17 protein-coding genes, 1 tRNA gene and 1 pseudogene are annotated in these 20,585 nt (G+C 60.2%); 2 read left to right on the top strand and 17 right to left on the bottom strand.

Annotation, left to right across the window (positions count from 1 at the left end; translation table 11 throughout):
• Positions 1-68: 68 nt before the first annotated feature.
• Both rlmB and rnr read right to left on the bottom strand, forming a co-directional pair.
• The gene (gene rlmB, locus ACIGEK_RS06420) at positions 69-824 is read right to left on the bottom strand and encodes a 23S rRNA (guanosine(2251)-2'-O)-methyltransferase RlmB (RefSeq protein WP_397492492.1); all 756 of its coding nucleotides are present in this window, start codon (positions 822-824) and stop codon (positions 69-71) included.
• Positions 821-3,367, bottom strand: coding sequence for a ribonuclease R (gene rnr, locus ACIGEK_RS06415; RefSeq protein WP_397492491.1), 2,547 nt, complete (start codon positions 3,365-3,367; stop codon positions 821-823). Before rnr ends, rlmB begins: the two co-directional genes overlap by 4 nt.
• A gap of 215 nt (positions 3,368-3,582) precedes the next feature.
• Here rnr and ACIGEK_RS06410 point away from each other — a divergent pair.
• Positions 3,583-3,669 (top strand) — tRNA-Leu (locus tag ACIGEK_RS06410).
• A gap of 103 nt (positions 3,670-3,772) precedes the next feature.
• On the opposite strand, the gene ACIGEK_RS06405 is transcribed toward ACIGEK_RS06410, so the two are convergent.
• The 14 genes and pseudogenes from ACIGEK_RS06405 to ACIGEK_RS06340 form a co-directional block, all read right to left on the bottom strand.
• On the bottom strand, positions 3,773-4,657 hold the full coding sequence (locus tag ACIGEK_RS06405) for a methyl-accepting chemotaxis protein (protein ID WP_397493091.1): 885 nt from the start codon (positions 4,655-4,657) through the stop codon (positions 3,773-3,775).
• Positions 4,631-4,828: pseudogene (locus ACIGEK_RS06400) on the bottom strand (HAMP domain-containing protein); the annotation flags it as partial. The gene ACIGEK_RS06405 and the pseudogene ACIGEK_RS06400, both read right to left, overlap by 27 nt.
• Positions 4,829-5,917: 1,089 nt before the next feature.
• On the bottom strand, positions 5,918-7,213 hold the full coding sequence (locus tag ACIGEK_RS06395; protein WP_275960557.1) for an adenylosuccinate synthase: 1,296 nt from the start codon (positions 7,211-7,213) through the stop codon (positions 5,918-5,920).
• A 64-nt stretch (positions 7,214-7,277) separates the two neighbouring features.
• Positions 7,278-8,465: an ATP phosphoribosyltransferase regulatory subunit gene (locus ACIGEK_RS06390; protein ID WP_397492490.1), complete on the bottom strand. Its 1,188-nt coding sequence runs from the start codon at positions 8,463-8,465 to the stop codon at positions 7,278-7,280.
• Positions 8,466-8,502: 37 nt separating this feature from the next.
• Entirely contained in the window at positions 8,503-8,688 is a 186-nt protein-coding gene (locus tag ACIGEK_RS06385) for a DUF2065 domain-containing protein (protein ID WP_090249667.1), read from the bottom strand.
• 100 nt (positions 8,689-8,788) lie between these two features.
• Positions 8,789-9,658: a protease modulator HflC gene (hflC, locus tag ACIGEK_RS06380; RefSeq protein WP_090376781.1), complete on the bottom strand. Its 870-nt coding sequence runs from the start codon at positions 9,656-9,658 to the stop codon at positions 8,789-8,791.
• The gene (gene hflK / locus ACIGEK_RS06375; RefSeq protein WP_397492489.1) at positions 9,658-10,815 is read right to left on the bottom strand and encodes an FtsH protease activity modulator HflK; all 1,158 of its coding nucleotides are present in this window, start codon (positions 10,813-10,815) and stop codon (positions 9,658-9,660) included. The genes hflC and hflK overlap by 1 nt, the downstream gene beginning before the upstream one ends.
• Before the next feature lie 96 nt (positions 10,816-10,911).
• On the bottom strand, positions 10,912-12,213 hold the full coding sequence (gene hflX, locus ACIGEK_RS06370) for a ribosome rescue GTPase HflX (RefSeq protein ID WP_397492488.1): 1,302 nt from the start codon (positions 12,211-12,213) through the stop codon (positions 10,912-10,914).
• Positions 12,214-12,227: 14 nt separating this feature from the next.
• A complete protein-coding gene (gene hfq / locus ACIGEK_RS06365; RefSeq protein WP_397492487.1) occupies positions 12,228-12,488 on the bottom strand; it encodes an RNA chaperone Hfq in 261 nt (86 codons plus the stop codon).
• A 101-nt stretch (positions 12,489-12,589) separates the two neighbouring features.
• Complete coding sequence (miaA, locus tag ACIGEK_RS06360) at positions 12,590-13,567, bottom strand: tRNA (adenosine(37)-N6)-dimethylallyltransferase MiaA (RefSeq protein WP_397492486.1); 978 nt, start codon at positions 13,565-13,567, stop codon at positions 12,590-12,592.
• 28 nt (positions 13,568-13,595) lie between these two features.
• Positions 13,596-15,473 carry a DNA mismatch repair endonuclease MutL gene (gene mutL / locus ACIGEK_RS06355; RefSeq protein ID WP_397492485.1) on the bottom strand — a complete coding sequence of 626 codons (1,878 nt, stop codon included), beginning with the start codon at positions 15,471-15,473 and terminating at the stop codon, positions 13,596-13,598.
• Complete coding sequence (locus ACIGEK_RS06350) at positions 15,470-16,900, bottom strand: N-acetylmuramoyl-L-alanine amidase (protein WP_397492484.1); 1,431 nt, start codon at positions 16,898-16,900, stop codon at positions 15,470-15,472. The genes mutL and ACIGEK_RS06350 overlap by 4 nt, the downstream gene beginning before the upstream one ends.
• A 16-nt stretch (positions 16,901-16,916) precedes the next feature.
• Positions 16,917-17,378: a tRNA (adenosine(37)-N6)-threonylcarbamoyltransferase complex ATPase subunit type 1 TsaE gene (gene tsaE / locus ACIGEK_RS06345; RefSeq protein ID WP_397492483.1), complete on the bottom strand. Its 462-nt coding sequence runs from the start codon at positions 17,376-17,378 to the stop codon at positions 16,917-16,919.
• On the bottom strand, positions 17,366-18,865 hold the full coding sequence (locus tag ACIGEK_RS06340) for an NAD(P)H-hydrate dehydratase (RefSeq protein WP_397492482.1): 1,500 nt from the start codon (positions 18,863-18,865) through the stop codon (positions 17,366-17,368). Before ACIGEK_RS06340 ends, tsaE begins: the two co-directional genes overlap by 13 nt.
• Before the next feature lie 60 nt (positions 18,866-18,925).
• Between ACIGEK_RS06340 and queG the strand changes: the two genes are divergently transcribed.
• Positions 18,926-19,987, top strand: a complete 1,062-nt coding sequence (gene queG, locus ACIGEK_RS06335) for a tRNA epoxyqueuosine(34) reductase QueG (RefSeq protein ID WP_397492481.1) — start codon at positions 18,926-18,928, stop codon at positions 19,985-19,987.
• A 54-nt stretch (positions 19,988-20,041) separates the two neighbouring features.
• Here queG and orn read toward each other — a convergent pair whose 3' ends face one another.
• Entirely contained in the window at positions 20,042-20,584 is a 543-nt protein-coding gene (gene orn, locus ACIGEK_RS06330) for an oligoribonuclease (RefSeq protein ID WP_397492480.1), read from the bottom strand.
• Between the last annotated feature and the right edge of the window lies 1 nt (position 20,585).

The raw sequence follows: 20,585 nt of genomic DNA, 5'->3' as shown, positions 1-20,585 counted from the left end.
ATGCTCGAGCAGGAAAGCCACTACCGCAGCTCAACCGAAGCGAGCGCCCTATGGGCGCCCACACCGTTTTACTTCTTGCCGCCAGCCTTGCGCTGACGCAACGCCTCGAACAGACACACACCTGTGGCCACCGACACGTTGAGGCTGCTGACACTGCCCGCCATCGGCAGTTTGACCAGATAATCGCAATGCTCACGGGTCAGGCGGCGCATGCCTTTGCCTTCGGCCCCCATGATCAACACGGTCGGCCCGGTCAGATCATGCTCGTACAACTCCATCTCAGCCTCGCCGGCCGTGCCAACAACCCACAACCCGCGCTGCTGGAGCTTCTCCAAGCTACGCGCCAGGTTGGTCACCGCCACCAGCGGAATTACTTCAGCCGCACCGCAGGCGACTTTGCGCACGGTAGCGTTGAGCGTGGCGGACTTGTCCTTCGGCACAATCACCGCCAGCGCACCGGCCGCATCGGCGGTGCGCAGACAAGCACCGAGATTGTGCGGATCGGTCACGCCGTCGAGCACCAGCAACAAGGGCGCGCCCTCGGTACGATCAAGCAGCTCGTCGAGCATCGCCTCGCCCCAGACCTGACTGGGGCTGACATCGGCGACTACGCCCTGATGCACACCACCCTCGACCCAGGCATCCATCTCGCGACGCTCACACTGACCAACGGCAACGCGCGCATCCGCCGCTAGCGCCAGCAGGGTTTGCACCCGCGGATCGTTTCGCCCTTCGGCCAACCAGACTTGCTTGACCCGTTTCGGGTGATGACGCAGCAATGCCTCTACCGCATGTACGCCGTAGATTTTTTCCAGCTGACTCATGACTTCGCCTTACGCTTGCGTGGACCGCCAGAAGACGGCGCACCACCCGCAGGCGCACCTTTGCGATGCGCGCCCGGCTTGCCTGCTTTGCTGGCAGGCTTTGCCGACTCGCTCTTGGCAGAGCCTTTGCCGGCTTTACTTTTCGAGTCGCTGAGCAGCGACTTCTTCAGCGCACGACTTTTCTCAACATCGGCATTACCTGGCGCCGCACGCTCGCCGCGACGCCCGGTTTTGCCAGCCGCCGATTCAAAACCACCGCGGCGCTGACCAGCCGGTACAGCCGTTTTGCCTTCAGCTAGCTCGAAGTCGATCTTGCGCTCGTCCAGATCGACGCGCATGACCTTGACTTCAACGCTATCGCCCAGGCGGAAACTGCGACCACTACGCTCGCCAGCCAGGCGGTGATGCACGGGATCAAAATGGTAGTAATCACCCGGCAAGGCGGTGACATGCACCAGGCCTTCGACGTAGATGTCCTTCAACTCGACGAACAGACCGAAACCAGTCACCGCAGTGATCACGCCCGGGAAGGTTTCGCCAACGCGATCTTTCATAAACTCGCACTTAAGCCAGTTCACCACATCGCGGGTGGCCTCATCGGCGCGCCGCTCGGACATCGAGCACTGCTCGCCAAGCTGCTCGAGAATCGCATCGTCGTACGGATAGATTCGCGCTCGCGGCATAATCGTCGCACCGGCACGCTTGACGTGCGGTGTATCGAGCTTGGAACGAACCACACTGCGAATCGCCCGATGAATCAGCAGATCCGGGTAGCGTCGAATCGGCGAGGTGAAGTGCGCATACGCCTCGTAATTCAGGCCGAAGTGGCCCTGATTGTCAGCGCTGTACACCGCTTGACTGAGCGAGCGCAGCATCACGGTCTGGATCAGGTGGTAATCCGGCCGCTCACGAATGCTTTCCAGCAGCAGCTGGTAATCCTTCGGCGACGGACCATCCTTGGACTTGCCACGGTGCAACGACAGACCCAGCTCAGTGAGAAACGCCTTGAGTTTCTCCACACGCTCAGGCGGCGGGCAGTCATGCACGCGATACAGTGCCGGGATTTCATGCTTCTGCATAAATGCCGCAGTGGCCACGTTGGCAGCCAGCATGCATTCTTCGATCAACTTGTGCGCATCGTTGCGCTGAGTTGGGCGGATCTCGGCAATCTTGCGTCCAGCACCGAAAATGATTCGGGTTTCCTGGGTTTCAAAATCAATGGCGCCGCGCTCATGGCGCGCCGCCAGCAGCACCTGATACAGCGAATACAGCTGCTTGAGGTGCGGTAGCACTTCTTTGTACTCGCCACGCAAGGCCTTGCCTTCGCTGCCCTTGGGCTGCTCAAGCATGGCACTGACCTTGTTGTAGGTCAGTCGCGCGTGAGAATGGATCACCGCCTCGTAGAACTGGTAATCGGTCATCTTGCCGGTCTTCGAGATACTGATCTCGCAGACCATGGCCAGACGATCAACATGCGGATTCAGCGAGCACAGGCCGTTGGACAACTCTTCCGGCAGCATCGGGATAACCCGCTCCGGGAAATACACTGAGTTGCCGCGCACCTGAGCTTCGGCATCCAGCGCCGAATCGATCTTCACATAATGAGAAACGTCGGCAATGGCGACATAGAGCTTCCAGCCGCCGGAAAACAACCGCCAGTTACTGCCGTTTTTCTCGCAGTACACCGCATCATCGAAGTCGCGGGCGTCTTCACCGTCGATGGTGACGAACGGCAGATGGCGCAAATCAATGCGCTTCTCTTTATCCTTTTCCTCGACTTCAGGCTTGAGCTTGCGCGCCTCTTTGACTACAGCCTCGGGCCAAACGTGGGGGATATCGTAGCTGCGCAGGGCAACGTCGATTTCCATACCCGGCGCCATATAGTTGCCAACAACCTCAACGACATCACCCTGCGGCTGAAAGCGCGTAGTCGGCCAGTGGGTGATTTTCACCTCAACGAACTGCCCCTGCTTGGCGCCCGCATTACGCCCCGGCGTTACCAGCACTTCCTGCTGAATCTTCGGGTTGTCAGCGACGACAAAGCCGACACCGCTTTCTTCGTAATAGCGACCAACGATGCTTTCGTGGGCGCGGGAGATGACTTCAACCACAGCACCTTCGCGACGACCACGACGGTCGAGGCCGGAAACCCGCGCCAGCGCACGGTCACCATCAAACACCAAACGCATTTGCGCAGGACTCAGGAACAGGTCGTCGCTGCCGTCATCCGGCACGAGAAAGCCAAAGCCATCGCGATGCCCGCTGACCCGACCGAGAATCAGGTCAAGCTTGTCGACTGGGGCATAGGTGCCACGACGGGTATAGATCAACTGGCCATCGCGCTCCATAGCGCGCAGACGGCGACGCAGCGCTTCGAGCTGCTCTTCAGTGGCCATGCCAAACTCATCGGCAAGCTCTTCACGGCTCGCCGGGGAGCCACGGTCAGACAAGTGCTGCAGGATCAGCTCGCGACTTGGAATGGGGTTTTCGTATTTTTCCGCTTCACGAGCGGCCTCGGGATCGAGGGATTGCCAATCGGCCATTAGAGGTAATTCACCTTATCTACACAAATTCGGTTTGCCATGTGCCTATTGAAGCGCGAAACCACTGTCCAGGTCAGCCCGGCACACAGAATAAAATTTTTTAACAACAGGGGTTTACAAGTAAAAACCCGATCCGTATTATGCGCGCCACAACGACGGGAAACGAAGTTAACCGAGTTGTAGTTGATAGCAAATAAGCAAGTTTTGCAATCAATGCCCAGGTGGTGAAATTGGTAGACACGCCAGCTTCAGGTGCTGGTGACCTTACGGTCGTGGAAGTTCGAGTCTTCTCCTGGGCACCAATTCAAAAAACCGAGCCACTGGCTCGGTTTTTTATTGCCTGCGATTTAATCCATCACGAAGCAACCATCCGGCGAGCGCCAGAGGCGCCCACCCTCAATCGGTTTAAACGCGAAACTGCCCCAGACTGGCCTTGAGCTTCTTCGCCAGGCCATCCAGCACCCTACCGCTATTCGCCGTCGCCGCTACAGCCTCCGCTGCACGCTGCGCCTCGACATGAATCACCTCAACGCGCCCACGCACGGCGTCGGCACCATCAGCCTGGTGCGCCGCAGCCTCGGTAGCAGTGTTGATTGCACCATGCACCTCTTCAACCGCCTCACGCACTGATTGCTGAACACGCGCACTTTCGCGCAATGCCGCCAGACCTTGATCCGCCTGCTTGCCAGCCTGGCTGATCGCCTCAACCGCCTCGCGCGCACCCTGCTGCAGCGCGCCGATATGGGTCTGAATATCGCCGGTTGATTGCTGTGTCTTGCTCGCCAGCGCACGCACCTCATCCGCTACCACGGCAAAACCACGACCACTTTCACCCGCCCGCGCCGCTTCAATCGCCGCATTCAGGGCCAAGAGATTGGTTTGCTCAGCAATTGAGCGAATCACCGTCAGCACCACTTCTATCTGCTCGCTCTGCTTGGCCAGGCGTTCGATGACTGCAGCTCCAGTCTCCACACGCCGCACCAGCTCCTCGATCGAGCCACCTACGCGCAGCGCAATCGCGGCATTGTCATCCGCAGCCTGACGAATAGCACCGACGCGCTGCAACGCTTCGCGCATGGCCTGGCTTTCCGCCTGCGCTTCACCGGCCATTTCCGCCAGCGCCTGCAGACTGCCCGCCACTTCATCACGCTGGCGCTCAGCAGCCGACTCGGCAGCCGCACTGCGCGAGGCCAGATTGCCGATTTCCTGCCCAGTGAGCGATGCCACCTCACCCGCCTCACGCACAATAGGCTGCAACTTGGCGACGAAGCGATTAACTGCCGCTGCCATGTCACCAATTTCATCACGACTATTGAGCTCGACCCGACGCGTCAGATCACCCTCGCCCGCCGCCCAGTCATTGAGCACCGCAATCAAGGTATGCAGCTTGCTGACTACTCGTCGCCCCAGCACCAACGCCAATACCAGCAGAATCACCAGCGCCACCACCGCCAGGCCCATGCTGATATTCCAACGCAAGCCTGCCGCAGCCTGCTGTACCACTTTACGGCTGCTTTGCTCCATACCGCCGGCCGCCTCACGCGCAACACTCAAGCGCGCTGCCAAGGCATCCGCACTACTGGTGGCTGCGCCACTCAAACTGTCGGAAACCAGCTGCCCACTGCTATCGATCAGACTGACAAAGCGCTGATCCAGCTTCGCCAACTCCTCATCCACAGAAGCAGTGGATACCCCTAACAGAACCTTGCCAATATCCGAACCCATTGGGCTGATCGCAGCCTCGGCGATATACACGCCCGGATCATTGGCGGCGGCCTGCAACACCTTATCCAACGCACCACCGCCTTCGCCTTTGGCCATTAGCGCACGGACGCGGGAATCCTGCCGATTGAGGTGACGCGTCAGGCGCTCGCCTTGCGCATCGAGATACACCGCAAACAGCACAGCCGGATTGCGATGGGCGCCACGCACCAACTCGGTCAGCGCCGGTACATCAGCGTCCCAGATCGCCTTCGGCGCAACCGCCGAGAGCAACTGCGCCAACTCATCGGCAGAACGCTTGAGGTTACTGTCCAGCACGCCACGAATCTGCGCCTGCTCCTCAGCCAGCCGAGCGGAAAGACCTTTGGCTAACTGCGCCTGAGTGCTGGCGGAAAGGCTGTCCAGGCCACCACGCACCTCATCTCCGGCCTTGGTCAGCTCTCCAACCAGACGCGCCGTATCGGCCTGCATGCCTTTGGCCAAATCCGCCTCAAGCGTCGCCACTGTGGTGCGGGTCAACGCCACAGCCACAACGACCTGCACCAGCAGGGCCACACCCAGCGCGAGAAACACCGGCAACAGCAGGCGACTGCGTAACACAGAAATAATGGCAAACACGGCAGACACTCCTGACAACGGTAATGCCTATAACGGCGGGGAAGCTGATTTATGAAGCCTAGCCCGAATTTTTTATGGCTCACCATCCATGACAACCACCTTAAGGGCCGTAACGACACGACACTAAAAATGGTCCACAGCCATTTTTACTCCAACCAGAAACGACAAAGGGCCGCCAATTGGCGACCCCCTGTGCACTGCCTATGACTATCAGGCAAACGGATGGCGCAACACAATAGTCTCGTTGCGGTCCGGGCCAGTGGAAACGATATCAATCGGCGCACCGACCAACTCTTCCACACGTTTGATGTAAGCACGCGCAGCCGCTGGCAGCTCTTCCAGGGTTTTCGCACCCAGGGTCGACTCGCTCCAACCCGGCAGCTCTTCGTACACCGGCTGCAGACCCAGATAGCTGTCGGCATCAGTCGGCGCATCAACCAGCACCTCGCCGTTCTGATCTTTGTAGCCCACGCAGATACGGATGGTTTCCAAGCCGTCGAGGACGTCGAGCTTGGTCAGGCACAGACCGGAGATGCTGTTGATTTCAATGGCGCGACGCAGGATCACCGCATCAAACCAGCCGCAGCGACGGGCGCGACCGGTGGTGGAACCGAACTCATGGCCACGCTTGGCGAGGAACGCGCCGGTTTCATCAAACAGCTCGGTCGGGAACGGACCGGAGCCAACACGGGTGGTGTAAGCCTTGGTGATACCGAGGATGTAATCCAGGTACATCGGCCCAAAACCGGAACCGGTGGCAATGCCGCCAGCAGTAGTGTTGGAGCTGGTGACGTAGGGGTAGGTACCATGGTCGATGTCCAGCAGCGAGCCCTGGGCACCTTCGAACATGATGTCCTTGCCCTCACGACGCATGTCGTGCAGCACGGCGGTCACGTCGGTCATCATTGGCTTGAGCAGCTCGGCGTATTCCATGCACTCGTCGAGTGTCTTCTGGAAATCGATGGCCGGCTCTTTGTAGTAATTGACCAGTACGAAGTTGTGGTAATCCAGCAATTCGCCAAGCTTGGCGGCGAAACGCTCACGGTGGAACAGGTCGCCAATGCGCAGACCACGGCGCGCCACCTTGTCTTCGTAAGCCGGACCGATACCACGGCCAGTGGTGCCGATCTTTGCATCACCGCGAGCTTTCTCACGCGCCTGATCGAGGGCCACGTGATACGGCAGGATCAGCGGGCAGGATGGGCTGATACGCAGACGCTCGCGCACCGGCACGCCCTTCTCTTCCAGCTTGATGATTTCACGCATCAACGCATCGGGCGCAACCACTACGCCGTTGCCGATCAGGCACTGCACATTTTCGCGCAGGATGCCGGAGGGAATCAGGTGCAGAACGGTCTTTTCGCCGTCGATCACCAGGGTGTGGCCAGCATTGTGACCACCCTGATAACGCACAACAGCTGCAGCCTGTTCGGTCAGCAGGTCGACGATCTTGCCCTTGCCTTCATCGCCCCACTGGGTGCCCAGGACTACGACATTCTTACCCATAACACTAACCCTCTTCGCAAACTTGATGCCGGCCACAGCCGACGGAAACTTTTCGCACGACCGCTCAGGCAGTCAGCGCTGCCAACTGCCAGCGACCATCACGCAACAGCAACTGACGATCACAACCTGCCGCCTCGGCGTCAGCCGCGACTTGCCCAGGCAATGCCTGAACCACGCGCTGACCGTCCTGACGCAAACGCACAATCGCCTGCCACAAAAACACATCATGGTTATCCGGCGCCCATATTCCGGCCGGCTCTTCACCCAACGGCATCTGCCCCAGGCTTACCAGGGTTTTCAGGTCAGTGGAGAAGCCTGTCGCCGGACGTGCTCGGCCAAAGTCGGCGCCGATGTCGTCATAGCGTCCGCCCTGGGCGATGGCATAGCCCACGCCCGGGACGAAGGCCGCGAACACCACACCTGTGTGGTAGTGATAGCCGCGCAGCTCGCCAAGATCGAAGTACAGCGGTAATTCCGGGTAGCGCAAGCTCAGTGCGTCGGCAATCGCCATCAGATCATCCAGCGCCGCATGTACGTCATCAGGCGCATCGACCAGGCAAGCCTGAGCCAGATCCAACACCTCCCGACCACCGCACAGCTCACTGAGCGCACGCAGCATCTTGCGCAGGTCATCCGACAGGGTTTCGGTCAGCTCGATAACCTCATCCATCGCCTTACGCTGAAGCGCATCGAACAGCTGCTGCTCGACCTCGCCAGACAGCTCGGCGGCGCGCGCCAGGCCACGATAGATACCGACATGACCAAGATCCATGTGCACATCCGGCACCGCAGCCAGCTCAAGGGTGTTGACCAGCAGGCTGATCACTTCCACATCGCTGGCCGGGCTGGCGTCGCCATACAGTTCGGCGCCCAACTGAATTGGGCTGCGCGACGTAGTCAGCGCACGCGGCTGGGCATGCACCACACTACCGGCGTAGCACAGACGGCTTGGCCCTTCACGGCGCAGGGTATGCGCATCAATGCGCGCCACCTGCGGCGTGATGTCGGCACGAAAGCCCATCTGCCGACCGGACAGCGGGTCAGTCACCTTGAAGGTACGCAGATCCAGATCCTGGCCCGCGCCAGTCAACAACGATTCCAGATACTCGATATGCGGTGTGACCACAAACTCATAGCCCCAGCGCTGGAACAGATCCAGCACCTGACGGCGCGCCACTTCAATACGCCCTGCGTACGGTGGCAGTACTTCTTCGATGCCATCTGGCAGCAGCCAGCGGTCTACCGTTGCCATTTCGCCATTCCCCTCTTGAACCGGGCGGCACAAGCCTTCAGTGAAGCCAATAAAGGACGGTTGTTCCCAGCAACATGCTGGCCAACCCCAGCAGACGCAGCTGCCTGTCAGACAACTGCATCAGTTGTAAAAGCGTGTCACGCCAATGGCGCGGACACAGGAAGGGCAGGATGCCTTCCAGCACCAGCACAAGACACAACGCGATGCCTAATTCCTGCCACATGCTTCCCACAGACGCAAAAAAGCCGGGATTTTCCCGGCTGCCGCATGATACCACGTTTTCCACAAGGATCACCCCGGCGGCTGCCCGCCGGGGTGATGACTTAAGGCTTGGACTTCTCCAAATAGCGGAAGAAGTCGCTGCTCGGATCCAGCACCAGCACGTCACGCTTATCGGCGAAGCTCTCGCGATAAGCCCTCAGGCTGCGATAGAACGAGTAGAACTCCTGGTCCATGCCGTACGCCTTGGAATAGATCGCCGCAGCCTGGGCATCACCCTCACCGCGCAGCTCTTCAGCCTGGCGGTAGGCATCAGCCAGCAACACGCGACGCTGGCGGTCGGCGTCGGCACGAATACCTTCGGCCAGCTCCTTACCCTTGGCGCGGTGCTCACGCGCCTCGCGCTCACGCTCGGAGCTCATGCGATCAAACACGCTACGGTTAACTTCCTTCGGCAGGTCGATGGCCTTGACGCGCACATCAACAACCTCGATACCCAGCTCTTTCTGCGCAGCACGATTCAAGGAGGCGGTCACATCTGCCATCAGCGCATCGCGCTCACCCGACACAGACTCATGCAGGGTGCGCTTACCGAACTGGTCACGCAGGGAGGCTTCAAGACGACGCGCTAGACGCTCGTCGGCAATCTGCTTCATGCCAGAGGTTGCAGTGTAATAGCGCTCGGCATCCAGCACTCGCCACTTGGCGAAGGCATCAACCATCAACGCTTTCTTTTCCAGCGTAAGGAAACGCGAGCTGTCAGTATCCAAGGTCAGCAGACGCGCATCGAACTTGCGCACCTGGTTGACGTACGGAACCTTCACATGCAAACCAGGCTGCACGTCCGGCTGGACGATACGACCGAACTGCAACAGCACCGCACGCTCAGTCTGCGAAACGATATAGAAGCTATTCCAGGCGACCAGCGCCAGCACCACACCAACAATAAGGGCGATCAGCGATTTATTGCTCATCAACGGCTCTCCCTTGTACGCAGTTCAACCTGACGCGGATCGGTAGTTACCCGCGAGCCGGCATCTGCAGTACTTGCAGAGCCAGATATCGAGCTAGGTGCAGAGGAGCTGCGACCATCTATCATCTTGTCCAACGGCAGATAAAGCAGGTTGTTCTGCCCCTTGTCGCCAGTCACCAGCACCTTGCTGGTATTGCTCATCAGCTCTTGCATGGTGTCCAGATACAGACGCTCGCGAGTGACCTCAGGCGCCTTGCGGTACTCAGTGACCAATGCAGTAAAGCGATCTGCCTCACCCTGTGCGCGGGAAACCACTTCATCACGGTAACCGCTGGCATCCTCAATCAGACGCTGCGCCTGACCACGGGCTTCCGGCACCACGCCATTGGCGTAGGTTTCTGCCTGATTCTTCTCACGCTGCTCGTCTTCACGGGCACGGATCACGTCATCGAAGGCTTCCTGTACTTCGCGCGGCGCAGCCGCACTCTGCAAGTTGACCTGAGTCACCGTGATGCCGGTGTGGTAGTTGTCGAGGAAACGCTGCAAGCGATCCTTGACCTCACTGGCCATCAGCTCACGGCCTTCGGTCAGCACCTGATCCATCTCGGTGGAACCCACCACATGACGCACGGCGCTGTCGGTCGCATGTTGCAGACTGACTTCCGGCTGATCAACGTTGAGGACGAAATCCTGTAAGTTGCTGACCCGGTACTGCACGGTCAACGGCACTTCGATGATGTTCTCGTCCTCGGTCAACATCTGCCCCTGCTTGCTGTAAGCACGCTCGCGGGTGACGTTCTCCTGGAACTTGCGATCAATCGGCGGGAAATAGATATTCAGGCCAGGACCGACAGTTTCGTAGTATTTGCCGAAGCGCAGCACCACGGCCTGCTCCTGCTCATCAACGACATAGATCGCGCTGTACAGCCAGACCGCAGCCAGCAGCCCCAGGCCTACGAACAGCAAGCCAAAGCCGCCGCCATTGCCCGAGCCAGTCTCGCCACCTCGTTTCTTGCCGCCACCGAACAGCCCATTCAGGCTCTCCTGCAGCTTGCGGAAGGCCTCATCGATATCCGGCGGCCCCTTGCGATCACCGTTCTTACGGCCACCCCATGGATCCTGATTATTCGAGTTGCCACCCGGCTCATTCCAAGCCATAGCGCTCTCCATCTGATAAAGCAAAGACGCGCCCACGGCGCGCCCGCCAATGCTACAGAATGCATGCAACCAGCGGCAAAGTCGCTGACGCAGGCTTTATTGCAAAGTGTGTTGCTCGATAAACTCCTGCGGCTTCAGCCCTTCACGGCTGACCAGTCGATTCAGCTCGATCCGCGGTAAACGCACGGCCAGCAGACTGCTACCGTCCTCGGCATGCGACTCACTCTGAACCGCCCCCAACGCAAAGAACTGTGCACGCAAACGCCCCAGGCGCTGCGGTAGCTGCAATGTAGCGACAAACAGATCATCGCCCAACAGCTCGGCGATAGCCTGGCGCAGCAACGGCAAACCCCGCCCGTCACGCGCCGACAACCAGACCCGCTGCGGCTTGCCATCGGCATCGCGCTGAATCTGCGGTTCCACACCCTCGAGCAAATCGAGCTTGTTATACACCTCAAGCGTCGGCAGCTCATGGGCACCAATCTCGCCCAACACCGCCAACACCTGCTCAATCTGCTGATCGCGCTCAGGCTCATGGGAGTCGATTACGTGCAGCAACAGATCTGAGTTGCTCGACTCTTCAAGCGTGGCGCGGAACGCCTCAACCAGCTTGTGCGGCAAATGCCGGATAAAGCCCACAGTATCGGCGAGCACGATCGGCCCGAGATCATCCAGTTCTAGACGACGCAGCGTGGGATCGAGGGTGGCGAACAGCTGATCGGCCGCGTAAACGTCCGATGTGGTGAGAGTATTGAACAGAGTCGACTTGCCGGCGTTGGTGTAGCCCACCAGTGACACCGAAGGGATATCCGCACGCTGACGGCCGCGCCGCGCCTGCTCACGCTGACTGCGCACCTTCTCCAGCTTCTGCTTGATCTGCCGAATTCGCACGCGCAGCAGGCGGCGGTCGGTTTCCAGCTGGGTTTCACCCGGACCGCGCAGACCGATACCACCTTTCTGCCGCTCAAGGTGGGTCCAGCCACGCACCAGCCGCGTACTCATATGGTCGAGCTGGGCCAGCTCGACCTGCAACTTGCCTTCATGGGTACGCGCGCGCTGAGCAAAAATGTCGAGAATCAGACCGGTACGGTCCAATACTCGACACTCGAAAGCACGCTCAAGGTTGCGCTCCTGGCTCGGCGTAAGCACGTGATTGAAGATAACCAGGTCAGCCTCGGCGGCCTTGACCTGGTCACGCAACTCTTCAACTTTGCCACTGCCGATCAGGTACTTGGCCGTCAGCCGATTGCTCGGAACACTGAGGAACGCAATGGTTTCAGCACCGGCCGAGATAGCCAATTCCTGAAACTCCTGCGGATCCTCGCGCGCCTCGGAATTTTGGCCGTCCAGGTGTACCAGAATGGCCCGCTCTCCACCTTCATGGCGCTCGAAGAACAATGCAGCCTCCTAAATCAGACGTTACCAGGCTCAGCTTCGGCTTGCTCGGTTTCGCTGGCGCTCGGCAAACGCACCGGACGGCTAGGCACCACAGTGGAAATGGCGTGTTTATAGACCATCTGGCTGACAGTGTTTTTCAGCAAAATCACGAACTGGTCGAAAGATTCGATCTGGCCTTGCAGCTTAATGCCGTTAACCAAATAAATAGAAACCGGGACGCGTTCCTTACGCAAGGTATTCAGGTAAGGGTCTTGTAGCGAATGCCCTTTTGACATGTGCCGCACTCCTTTAAGGATCAATTTTCAATAATTTTAGTAAACCAACGAACGGCATAAAGCCGTCATACCCCCAAGGATAGACGGCCAACGGCAAGGTCTCAGGTCAATATGGAGACCGCTGCCAGGTATTTCAAGGCACGCGGCAGATTGTCGCAGTCGGCGCTATCGAGCCAGTGCACATCCTGCTGCCAACCACGTAACCAGGTGAACTGTCGCTTGGCCAGCTGGCGCGTAGCGATAATGCCGCGCTCCTGCATCTGCTCGGCGTCGAGGTTGCCGTCCAGATAATCCCAGACTTGTCGATACCCCACCGCCCGTATAGACGGTAGACCGACGTGCAAGTCACTTCGCTGACGCAGGCGTTCGACCTCGGCAACCAACCCCTGTTCCAACATCAAGCGAAATCGCAGAGCAATTCGCTCGTGCAACAGCTGCCTTTGCGCCGGAGCAATGGCCAATTGCGCCACAGTATAGGGGAATTGGCGCGCGGCCGATGCGCCACCAGCAGTATTTTCTGTCGCCTGGCGCAGGCGATGAGCGGTCATGCTCTGCCCGCTCAGGTGATAGACCTCAAGGGCGCGAATCAAGCGCTGCGGGTCATTTGGGTGGATGCGCGTAGCCGACTCCGGATCGACCGCACGCAGCTCGGCATGCAGCACCTCCCAACCTTCGGCCTGGGCACGCGCCTCCAACTCGGAGCGCAACACCGCATCGGCGCTGGGCATTTCGGCCAGACCCTCAAGTAACGCCTTGAAATACAACATGGTGCCGCCCACCAGCAGCGGAATACGCCCGCGCGCAGTGATCTCGGCCATGGCCGCTAAGGCGTCGGCCCGGAATTCGGCCGCCGAATAGCTCTCGGCCGGATCGCGGATATCAATCAAACGATGAGGAAACTCGGCCAGGGTGGCCTTGTCGGGCTTGGCGGTGCCGATGTCCATATCGCGGTAGATCAGCGCCGAATCCACGCTGATCAGCTCACATGGCAGTACACGTGCCAGTTCAATAGCAAGATCGGTCTTGCCGGCTGCAGTAGGCCCCATCAGAAAGATCGCCGGTGGCAGGCGCTCGGACATGCTCAAAAGTCTCTAAATGGCGCGGCGTTTAACGGCCGCGCAGGAACAGCTTGTCCAGATCATCCATGCCCATCTGCGTCCAGGTCGGACGACCATGGTTGCACTGACCACTGCGCTCGGTGTGCTCCATATCGCGCAGCAAGGCATTCATTTCCGGCAGGGTCAGCCGCCGATTGGCGCGCACTGCACCGTGACAGGCCATAGTGCCGAGCAGCTCGTTGAGGTGCGCCTGAATGCGGTCGGTAGTGCCGTATTCGAGCAGATCACCTAGCACATCCTGCACCAGACGAGTGGCCTCAGCCTGTTTGAGCAACGCGGGAATCTGGCGGATCGCCAGGGTTTCCGGGCCAAAACGCTGCAGTTCAAAACCCAAACGCTGGAACCACTCGGCATGCTCTTCGGCGCAGTCAGCCTCACGCTGACTCACAGCAATCGACTCCGGCACTAGCAGCGGCTGACCGCGCAGGCCTTCACTGGCCATAGCAACTTTAAGCCGCTCGTAGGTAATGCGCTCATGGGCCGCATGCATATCCACCACCACCAGACCCTGGACGTTCTCGGCGAGAATGTAGATGCCCTTGAGCTGAGCGATGGCATAGCCGAGAGGCGGGATATCACCCTGCGCATCAGGCAAACCCGCGGGCGCCGGCGCGGCGGCCATCGGCGAGAAAAACTCACGATAGGCACCCTGGGCTTCGGCGGCCGGCAAGGCCGCTTCGGGACGAGCACCCTGATAACCGGCTCCTGGCGAACGCCACGGTGAGCTGCTGGGCGCGGGTTGCAGCAGACTGGCAGCCAAGCCGATTTCACCCTGCGGGCCAAACTCACCGGCGGCCTGACCGGTCGGCCGCAGCATTTCGTTGACCGTCGCCGGGGCCGCCAGCTGATCTTCCGGGCGTACCTCGCCAAGCGCACGGTGCAGCGTGCCATAGAGGAAGTCATGCACCATGCGCCCATCACGGAAGCGCACTTCGTGCTTGGTCGGGTGCACATTGACATCGACTACAGAGGGATCAATCTCGAGAAACAGCACAAAAGTCGGATGGCGACCATTGAACAGTACATCGCGGTAGGCCTGGCGCACCGCGTGGGCGACCAGTTTGTCGCGCACCATGCGCCCGTTGACATAGAAATACTGCAGATCAGCCTGGCTCCGGGAAAAGGTCGGCAAACCAACCCAGCCCCACAGATGCAGGCCGTTACGCTCGATGTCGATGGGCAGCGCCTGCTCCAAAAAAGCTGGGCCACAGACCGAGGCCACCCGCCGCGCGCGACTCTGCTCATCCGGCGCTTCGTGTAACCCGAGCACGGTCTTGCCGTTGTGGCGCAGATGGAAGGCTACGTCAAAGCGCGCCAGGGCCAAGCGCTTGATCACCTCTTGCAGATGATCGAATTCGGTTTTTTCAGTTTTAAGAAACTTGCGCCGCGCCGGCGTATTAAAGAACAGGTCGCGCACTTCCACCGAGGTGCCAACGGGGTGCGCAGCAGGCTGTACTCGTGGCTGCATATCGCGACCTTCGGTTTCCACCTGCCAGGCCTGCTCGGCATCGGCCGTACGTGAGGTCAGGGTCAAGCGCGCCACCGAACTGATCGACGCCAGCGCCTCACCACGAAAGCCCAGACTCATGACCTGCTCAAGGTCTTCTAACTCACGGATCTTGCTGGTGGCATGGCGGGCCAACGCCAGCGGCAGGTCGTCCGAGGAAATGCCGCTGCCGTTGTCACGCACCTTGAGCAGCTTGACGCCGCCCTGCTCGACATCCACTTCGATGCGCTTGGCGCCAGAATCCAGGCTGTTTTCCAACAACTCCTTAATCACCGAAGCCGGACGTTCAACCACCTCACCGGCAGCAATCTGGTTCGCCAGCCGCGGGCTGAGCAGCTGGATACGCACTGCTTCACTCATGGCTGTACAGCCAGAGCAGTAGCAGGAATCTGGATACGCTGGCCCACTTTGATTACATCGCCCTTCAATGAATTGGCACTGCGCAGGGCCGTCAGACTGATTTGATAACGCTGGGCAATCAGCGCCAGGCTTTCGCCAGAGCTGACCACATGCTCGCGCGGCCCCATGACAATTTTGCCGTTGTCACGCAGCCAGGCCACATAGGTGCCAGGTGGAGGGTTCTCATGAAAGAACTGTCGTACACCACTGACAATCGAGCGACCTAGAGCCTGCTGATGGCTTGCGCTGGCCAGCTTGCGGGCCTCATTAGGGTTGGAGATAAAACCGGTTTCAACCAGGATCGACGGAATATCCGGCGATTTCAGCACCATAAAACCAGCCTGCTCCACTCGGCGCTTATGCAGCGGTGTCACCCGCCCCATATTACCCAGCACCTTGTTACCGACATTCAAACTGGATGACAGCGAGGCAGTCATCGACAGATCAAGCAGCACTCCGGCAAGCATCTTGTCCTTGTCGTCCAGGCTGACATTGCCTGCACCACCGATCAGGTCGGACTGGTTCTCCGAGTCGGCCAGCCAGCGTGCAGTTTCCGAGGTCGCACCACGGTCCGACAGGGCATACACCGACGCCCCGAATGCCGCAGCCCGCGGCGCAGCATCGGCATGGATTGAAACGAACAGATCCGCGCCTTTCTTGCGGGCGATCTCGGTGCGCTTACGCAGCGGAATAAAGTAATCCCCGGTGCGCACCAGTTCTGCGCGAAAACCTTTCTCGGCATTCACCTGGCGCTGCAGCTCTTTGGCAATCGCCAGAGTCACATGCTTTTCGAACTGACCCTTGACCGGCGACAGCGCACCCGGATCTTCACCGCCATGCCCCGCGTCGATGGCAATCACGATATCGCGTTTACCATTGGGTACCGGTGTCAGCTTCGGCGGCGCTTGCGTCGGCGTAACGGGCAACTGAGGCGCTGCCGTCACGGGGGTAGTTGGCAGGCTTGGTGCCGCGCCACTCTCCTGGTCAAACAGATCGACAACCAGGCGATGGCCATATTGCTGATTGGGCGCCAGAGTAAAGCTCTTCGGCGTTACCGACGCCGAGAGGTCAATGACCACGCGCAAGTCTTCAGGCGTGCGCTGCGCTGAGCGCACACCTGTAATTGGGGTATTACTCAGGGCGAGCTGATCAAGGCTGGTTGCCAATTTGGCGCCATTGACGTCAATAACAATACGATTCGGCGCCGAAAGCTGAAATACGCTGTGCTGAACAGGGCCAGACAGGTCGAACACCAACCGGGTGTTATCCGGTGCACGCCAAAGCCGCACACTGCGCACATCTGAAGCGGCAAGCACATCGGCACTCAAGCCGATCAATGCCACTCCAATTGCGATGAAACGCGCGCTTATGCGCATAGCCAACCCCATTGTTATTGATTCATGCTCAGACGGCCAAAGCGGCACGCCAGGTGGCGCCGCGCTCACCCTGCATATGTAAACGCAAGGCCCGGCCGGCCCCATGCGGGCTAATGGTAATGTCCATGTCGGCCTTTGGCAAAACGCCTGCACCGCGCTGCGGCCACTCGACCAGACACAAGGCATCGCCTTCGAAGTAATCACGAATCCCCAGATACTCCAACTCCTCGGCATCCACCAGACGGTAGAGGTCGAAGTGAAAGGCGCGCAATGCGCCAATTTCATAAGGTTCCACCAGGGTAAAGGTTGGGCTTTTCACCGCTCCAACATGCCCCAGCCCGCGAATAATCCCGCGCGACAGGGTGGTTTTGCCGGCGCCAAGATCGCCATGCAGATAGATCACACCAACGCCACCGGTCACCTCGGCGATACGTGCACCCAGCGCCAGCATTGCCTCTTCGTCGGCGGCAAACAGCTCTAATTCAGACACGCAGACTGCTCCTGCAACAATTCACGAATAACCGCACACAAATCACTGGCCGCCAGGCCACGCCCCTGCAGAGCCAACCGCTCGCCGGCGCAAGCATGCAGATAGACCGCCAGCTGAGCAGCCTCCAGCGCAGGCAGCCCTTGAGCCAGCAATGCACCGATAAGCCCAGCCAGCACATCGCCCAAGCCGGCTCCGGCCATGACCGGATGGCCGCGATCACACAACCACAAACGACCATCCGCCGCGGCAATCAGGCTGCCCGCACCTTTCAGCACGCACACTGCCTGATAGCGCTGCGCCAGGGCGCGCGCGGCTGCCGGACGGTCGGCCTGCACCTCGGCAGCACTGACACCCAGCAGCCGCGCCGCCTCTCCGGGATGCGGAGTAAGCACGACATTCGCCGGTAACTGGACCTGCGCTTGCGCCAACAGGTTCAGCGCATCGGCATCCCAGACCTGCGCAGCGAGGCTGACCGCTGCCGCCGATAACAAACTGCGGCCCCAGGAACCCTGCCCCAGACCAGGGCCAACCACCCAGACGCTGGCATTCGCGCCCAGGGCCAGCAGCTGATTGGCCGAGGCCACACCAGCGCCCATCACCTCGGGCAGACGCGCCTGCGCCGCCGGCAGATGCTCACTGCGGGTCGCCAGACTAACCAGCCCGGCACCGCTGCGCAGCGCGCTTTGTGCGGCCAGCAAACCAGCCCCGGCGAAACCACGATCCCCGCCGACCACCAGCACATGACCCAACTGGCCCTTGTGCATGTTGCGCGAGCGTATCGGCAACTGCGGCAAGCTGGCCTGCGCCAGGCGTTGTGCGGCAAACGCCTGAGTCGCGACCAGAGTCGAATCGGCCTGCAAATCGTCAAACTGCAGCTCACCCAGATAATCCGCCGACTGCCCGGTAAACAGGCCCAGTTTCAGCCCGATCAGGGTTACCGTCAGCTGCGCGTGCACGGCAACGCCCAGCACCTGGCCGCTATCAGCGCAAAGCCCGGACGGGATATCCACCGCCAACACAGGCAGATCGCCGGTATTCAACAGACGGATGGCCTGAGCATAGGGCTCGCGCACCGTGCCCTGCAGGCCCGTACCAAGCAAAGCGTCAAGTACCACGCCTTGCAGCTCGGCGCAGTCGCTCCAGGGCTGCACCGGCACGCCGGCGGCCAGCGCCTGATCACGGGCCAACGCGGCATCGCCTTGCAACGGCGCCGCATCACCCACCGCCAGCACCTGCACCCGCCAGCCGGCGCGCAGCGCCAAAGCAGCCACCAGGTAGCCGTCGCCGGCGTTATTACCGCGCCCGGCCAGCACTGTCAGCACACCTGCATCCGGCCAACGCCTACGCAAGGCACGCCAGATGGCATGCGCGGCGCGGCTCATCAGCTCAAAACCCGGAGTGCCGGCAGCGATCAGCCGCGCATCCAGCTCGCGCACCTGGGCGGCGCTGTACAGCGGCAGAGGAAGATTGTCTGGCGAATGCGGCATGCGTGGGCTCCGATGTCTGGCAGAATTATACCCACCTCCGCTCCGGTTACCCGTCTTCATATGAACAGCGCCAATCTTGATCTTGCCGCCCTCGCCCAGTCGATCAAAGACTGGGGCCGCGAGCTGGGCTTTCAACAGGTCGGGATTACCGATGTGCAGCTGGGTGAACACGAAGCGCACTTGCAGCGCTGGCTGGATGCCGGCTACCAGGGCGAGATGGACTACATGGCCGCTCACGGCAGTAAACGCTCCCACCCAGACGAGCTGGTGCCCGGCACCCTGCGCGTGGTATCGCTGCGCATGGACTACCTGCCCGGCGACACACAGATGGTCAAGCGCCTGAGTGAGCCGGAAAAAGCCTACGTGTCGCGCTATGCCCTGGGCCGCGACTACCACAAGCTAATCCGCAAACGCCTGCAACAACTGGCCGAACGCATTCAGCAGCAGATCGGCCCATTCGGCTATCGCGCCTTTGTCGACAGCGCACCAGTGCTGGAAAAGGCCATCGCCGAACAGGCTGGGCTGGGCTGGATCGGCAAGAACACCCTGGTGCTCAACCGCAAGGCTGGTAGCTACTTCTTTCTCGGAGAGCTGTTTGTCGACCTGCCACTGCCGGTCGACCCACCCCACACCAGCGAGCACTGCGGCCGCTGCACCGCCTGCATGGATATTTGCCCGACCGCGGCCTTTGTCGGCCCCTATGTGCTGGACGCGCGGCGCTGCATTTCCTACCTGACCATCGAGCTCAAGGGCTCAATTCCGGAAGAGCTGCGCGCACCGATCGGCAACCGGGTGTTCGGCTGCGACGACTGCCAGATGGTCTGCCCGTGGAACCGCTTTGCCAAACCCACCGAGCAGAGCGACTTCCAGCCGCGCCATAGCCTGGACAACACTGAACTGGCCGAGCTGTTCGGCTGGAGCGAGGACGAATTTCTTAGCCGTACCGAGGGCTCGCCGCTGCGCCGCGCCGGCTACGAGCGCTGGCTGCGCAACCTGGCGGTGGGCCTAGGCAATGCGCCCTCCAGTATCCCGGTGATGGAAGCGCTCAAGGCGCGCCGCGAGCACCCTTCCGAACTGGTGCGCGAGCATGTTGAATGGGCCTTGGCACGTCACGGCCTCTAGAAAACACATATCGGTGCCCAGAAAAAAGCCCGCATTGGCGGGCTTTTTCATGCATCAGACTTTGAGGAAGTGCTGGCGGTAGTGTTTCAGCTCAGCGATGGACTCACGGATATCATCCAGCGCCTGATGCGTACCCTGCTTCTGGAACGATTCCTTGACCTGCGGCGCCCACAAACCGGCGAGAATTTTCAGGGTCGAGACATCTAGGTAGCGGTAATGAAAGTATGCCTCCAGGTTCTGCATGTACTTGTAGAGGAAGCGCCGGTCCTGGCCGATGCTGTTGCCGCAGATCGGTGACTTGCCCTTCGGCACCCACTGTTCAAGGAAGGCAATGGTCATGGCTTCCGCTTCGCCCGGGCCAATTTTACTTTCACGTACGCGCTGGGTCAGACCGCTGCCACCGTGGGTACGGGTGTTCCATTCATCCATGCCGGCGAGCAGCTCATCACTCTGGTGCACGGCAATCACCGGACCTTCGGCGAGGATGTTCAGGTCGCTGTCAGTGACGATGGTGGCCATCTCGATGATGACGTCCGTTTCGGGTTCCAGACCGGTCATTTCCAGGTCGATCCAGATCAGGTTCTGCGGGTTCTGCATG

It is taken from the genome of Pseudomonas sp. NPDC079086, from assembly GCF_044542155.1.
Taxonomy (GTDB): domain Bacteria; phylum Pseudomonadota; class Gammaproteobacteria; order Pseudomonadales; family Pseudomonadaceae; genus Aquipseudomonas.
This window is presented reverse-complemented; position numbering and strand designations above follow the sequence as displayed.

Excerpts from the sequence above, each read along its gene's own strand:
- rlmB (WP_397492492.1), bottom strand. The coding sequence starts at position 824 with ATGAGTCAGCTGGAAAAAATCTACGGCGTACATGCGGTAGAGGCATTG.
- rnr (WP_397492491.1), bottom strand. The coding sequence starts at position 3,367 with ATGGCCGATTGGCAATCCCTCGATCCCGAGGCCGCTCGTGAAGCGGAA.
- ACIGEK_RS06405 (WP_397493091.1), bottom strand. The coding sequence starts at position 4,657 with ATGGCAGCGGCAGTTAATCGCTTCGTCGCCAAGTTGCAGCCTATTGTG.
- ACIGEK_RS06395 (WP_275960557.1), bottom strand. The coding sequence starts at position 7,213 with ATGGGTAAGAATGTCGTAGTCCTGGGCACCCAGTGGGGCGATGAAGGC.
- ACIGEK_RS06390 (WP_397492490.1), bottom strand. The coding sequence starts at position 8,465 with ATGGCAACGGTAGACCGCTGGCTGCTGCCAGATGGCATCGAAGAAGTA.
- ACIGEK_RS06385 (WP_090249667.1), bottom strand. The coding sequence starts at position 8,688 with ATGTGGCAGGAATTAGGCATCGCGTTGTGTCTTGTGCTGGTGCTGGAA.
- hflC (WP_090376781.1), bottom strand. The coding sequence starts at position 9,658 with ATGAGCAATAAATCGCTGATCGCCCTTATTGTTGGTGTGGTGCTGGCG.
- hflK (WP_397492489.1), bottom strand. The coding sequence starts at position 10,815 with ATGGCTTGGAATGAGCCGGGTGGCAACTCGAATAATCAGGATCCATGG.
- hfq (WP_397492487.1), bottom strand. The coding sequence starts at position 12,488 with ATGTCAAAAGGGCATTCGCTACAAGACCCTTACCTGAATACCTTGCGT.
- miaA (WP_397492486.1), bottom strand. The coding sequence starts at position 13,567 with ATGTCCGAGCGCCTGCCACCGGCGATCTTTCTGATGGGGCCTACTGCA.
- mutL (WP_397492485.1), bottom strand. The coding sequence starts at position 15,473 with ATGAGTGAAGCAGTGCGTATCCAGCTGCTCAGCCCGCGGCTGGCGAAC.
- ACIGEK_RS06350 (WP_397492484.1), bottom strand. The coding sequence starts at position 16,900 with ATGGGGTTGGCTATGCGCATAAGCGCGCGTTTCATCGCAATTGGAGTG.
- ACIGEK_RS06340 (WP_397492482.1), bottom strand. The coding sequence starts at position 18,865 with ATGCCGCATTCGCCAGACAATCTTCCTCTGCCGCTGTACAGCGCCGCC.
- queG (WP_397492481.1), top strand. The coding sequence starts at position 18,926 with ATGAACAGCGCCAATCTTGATCTTGCCGCCCTCGCCCAGTCGATCAAA.
- orn (WP_397492480.1), bottom strand. The coding sequence starts at position 20,584 with ATGCAGAACCCGCAGAACCTGATCTGGATCGACCTGGAAATGACCGGT.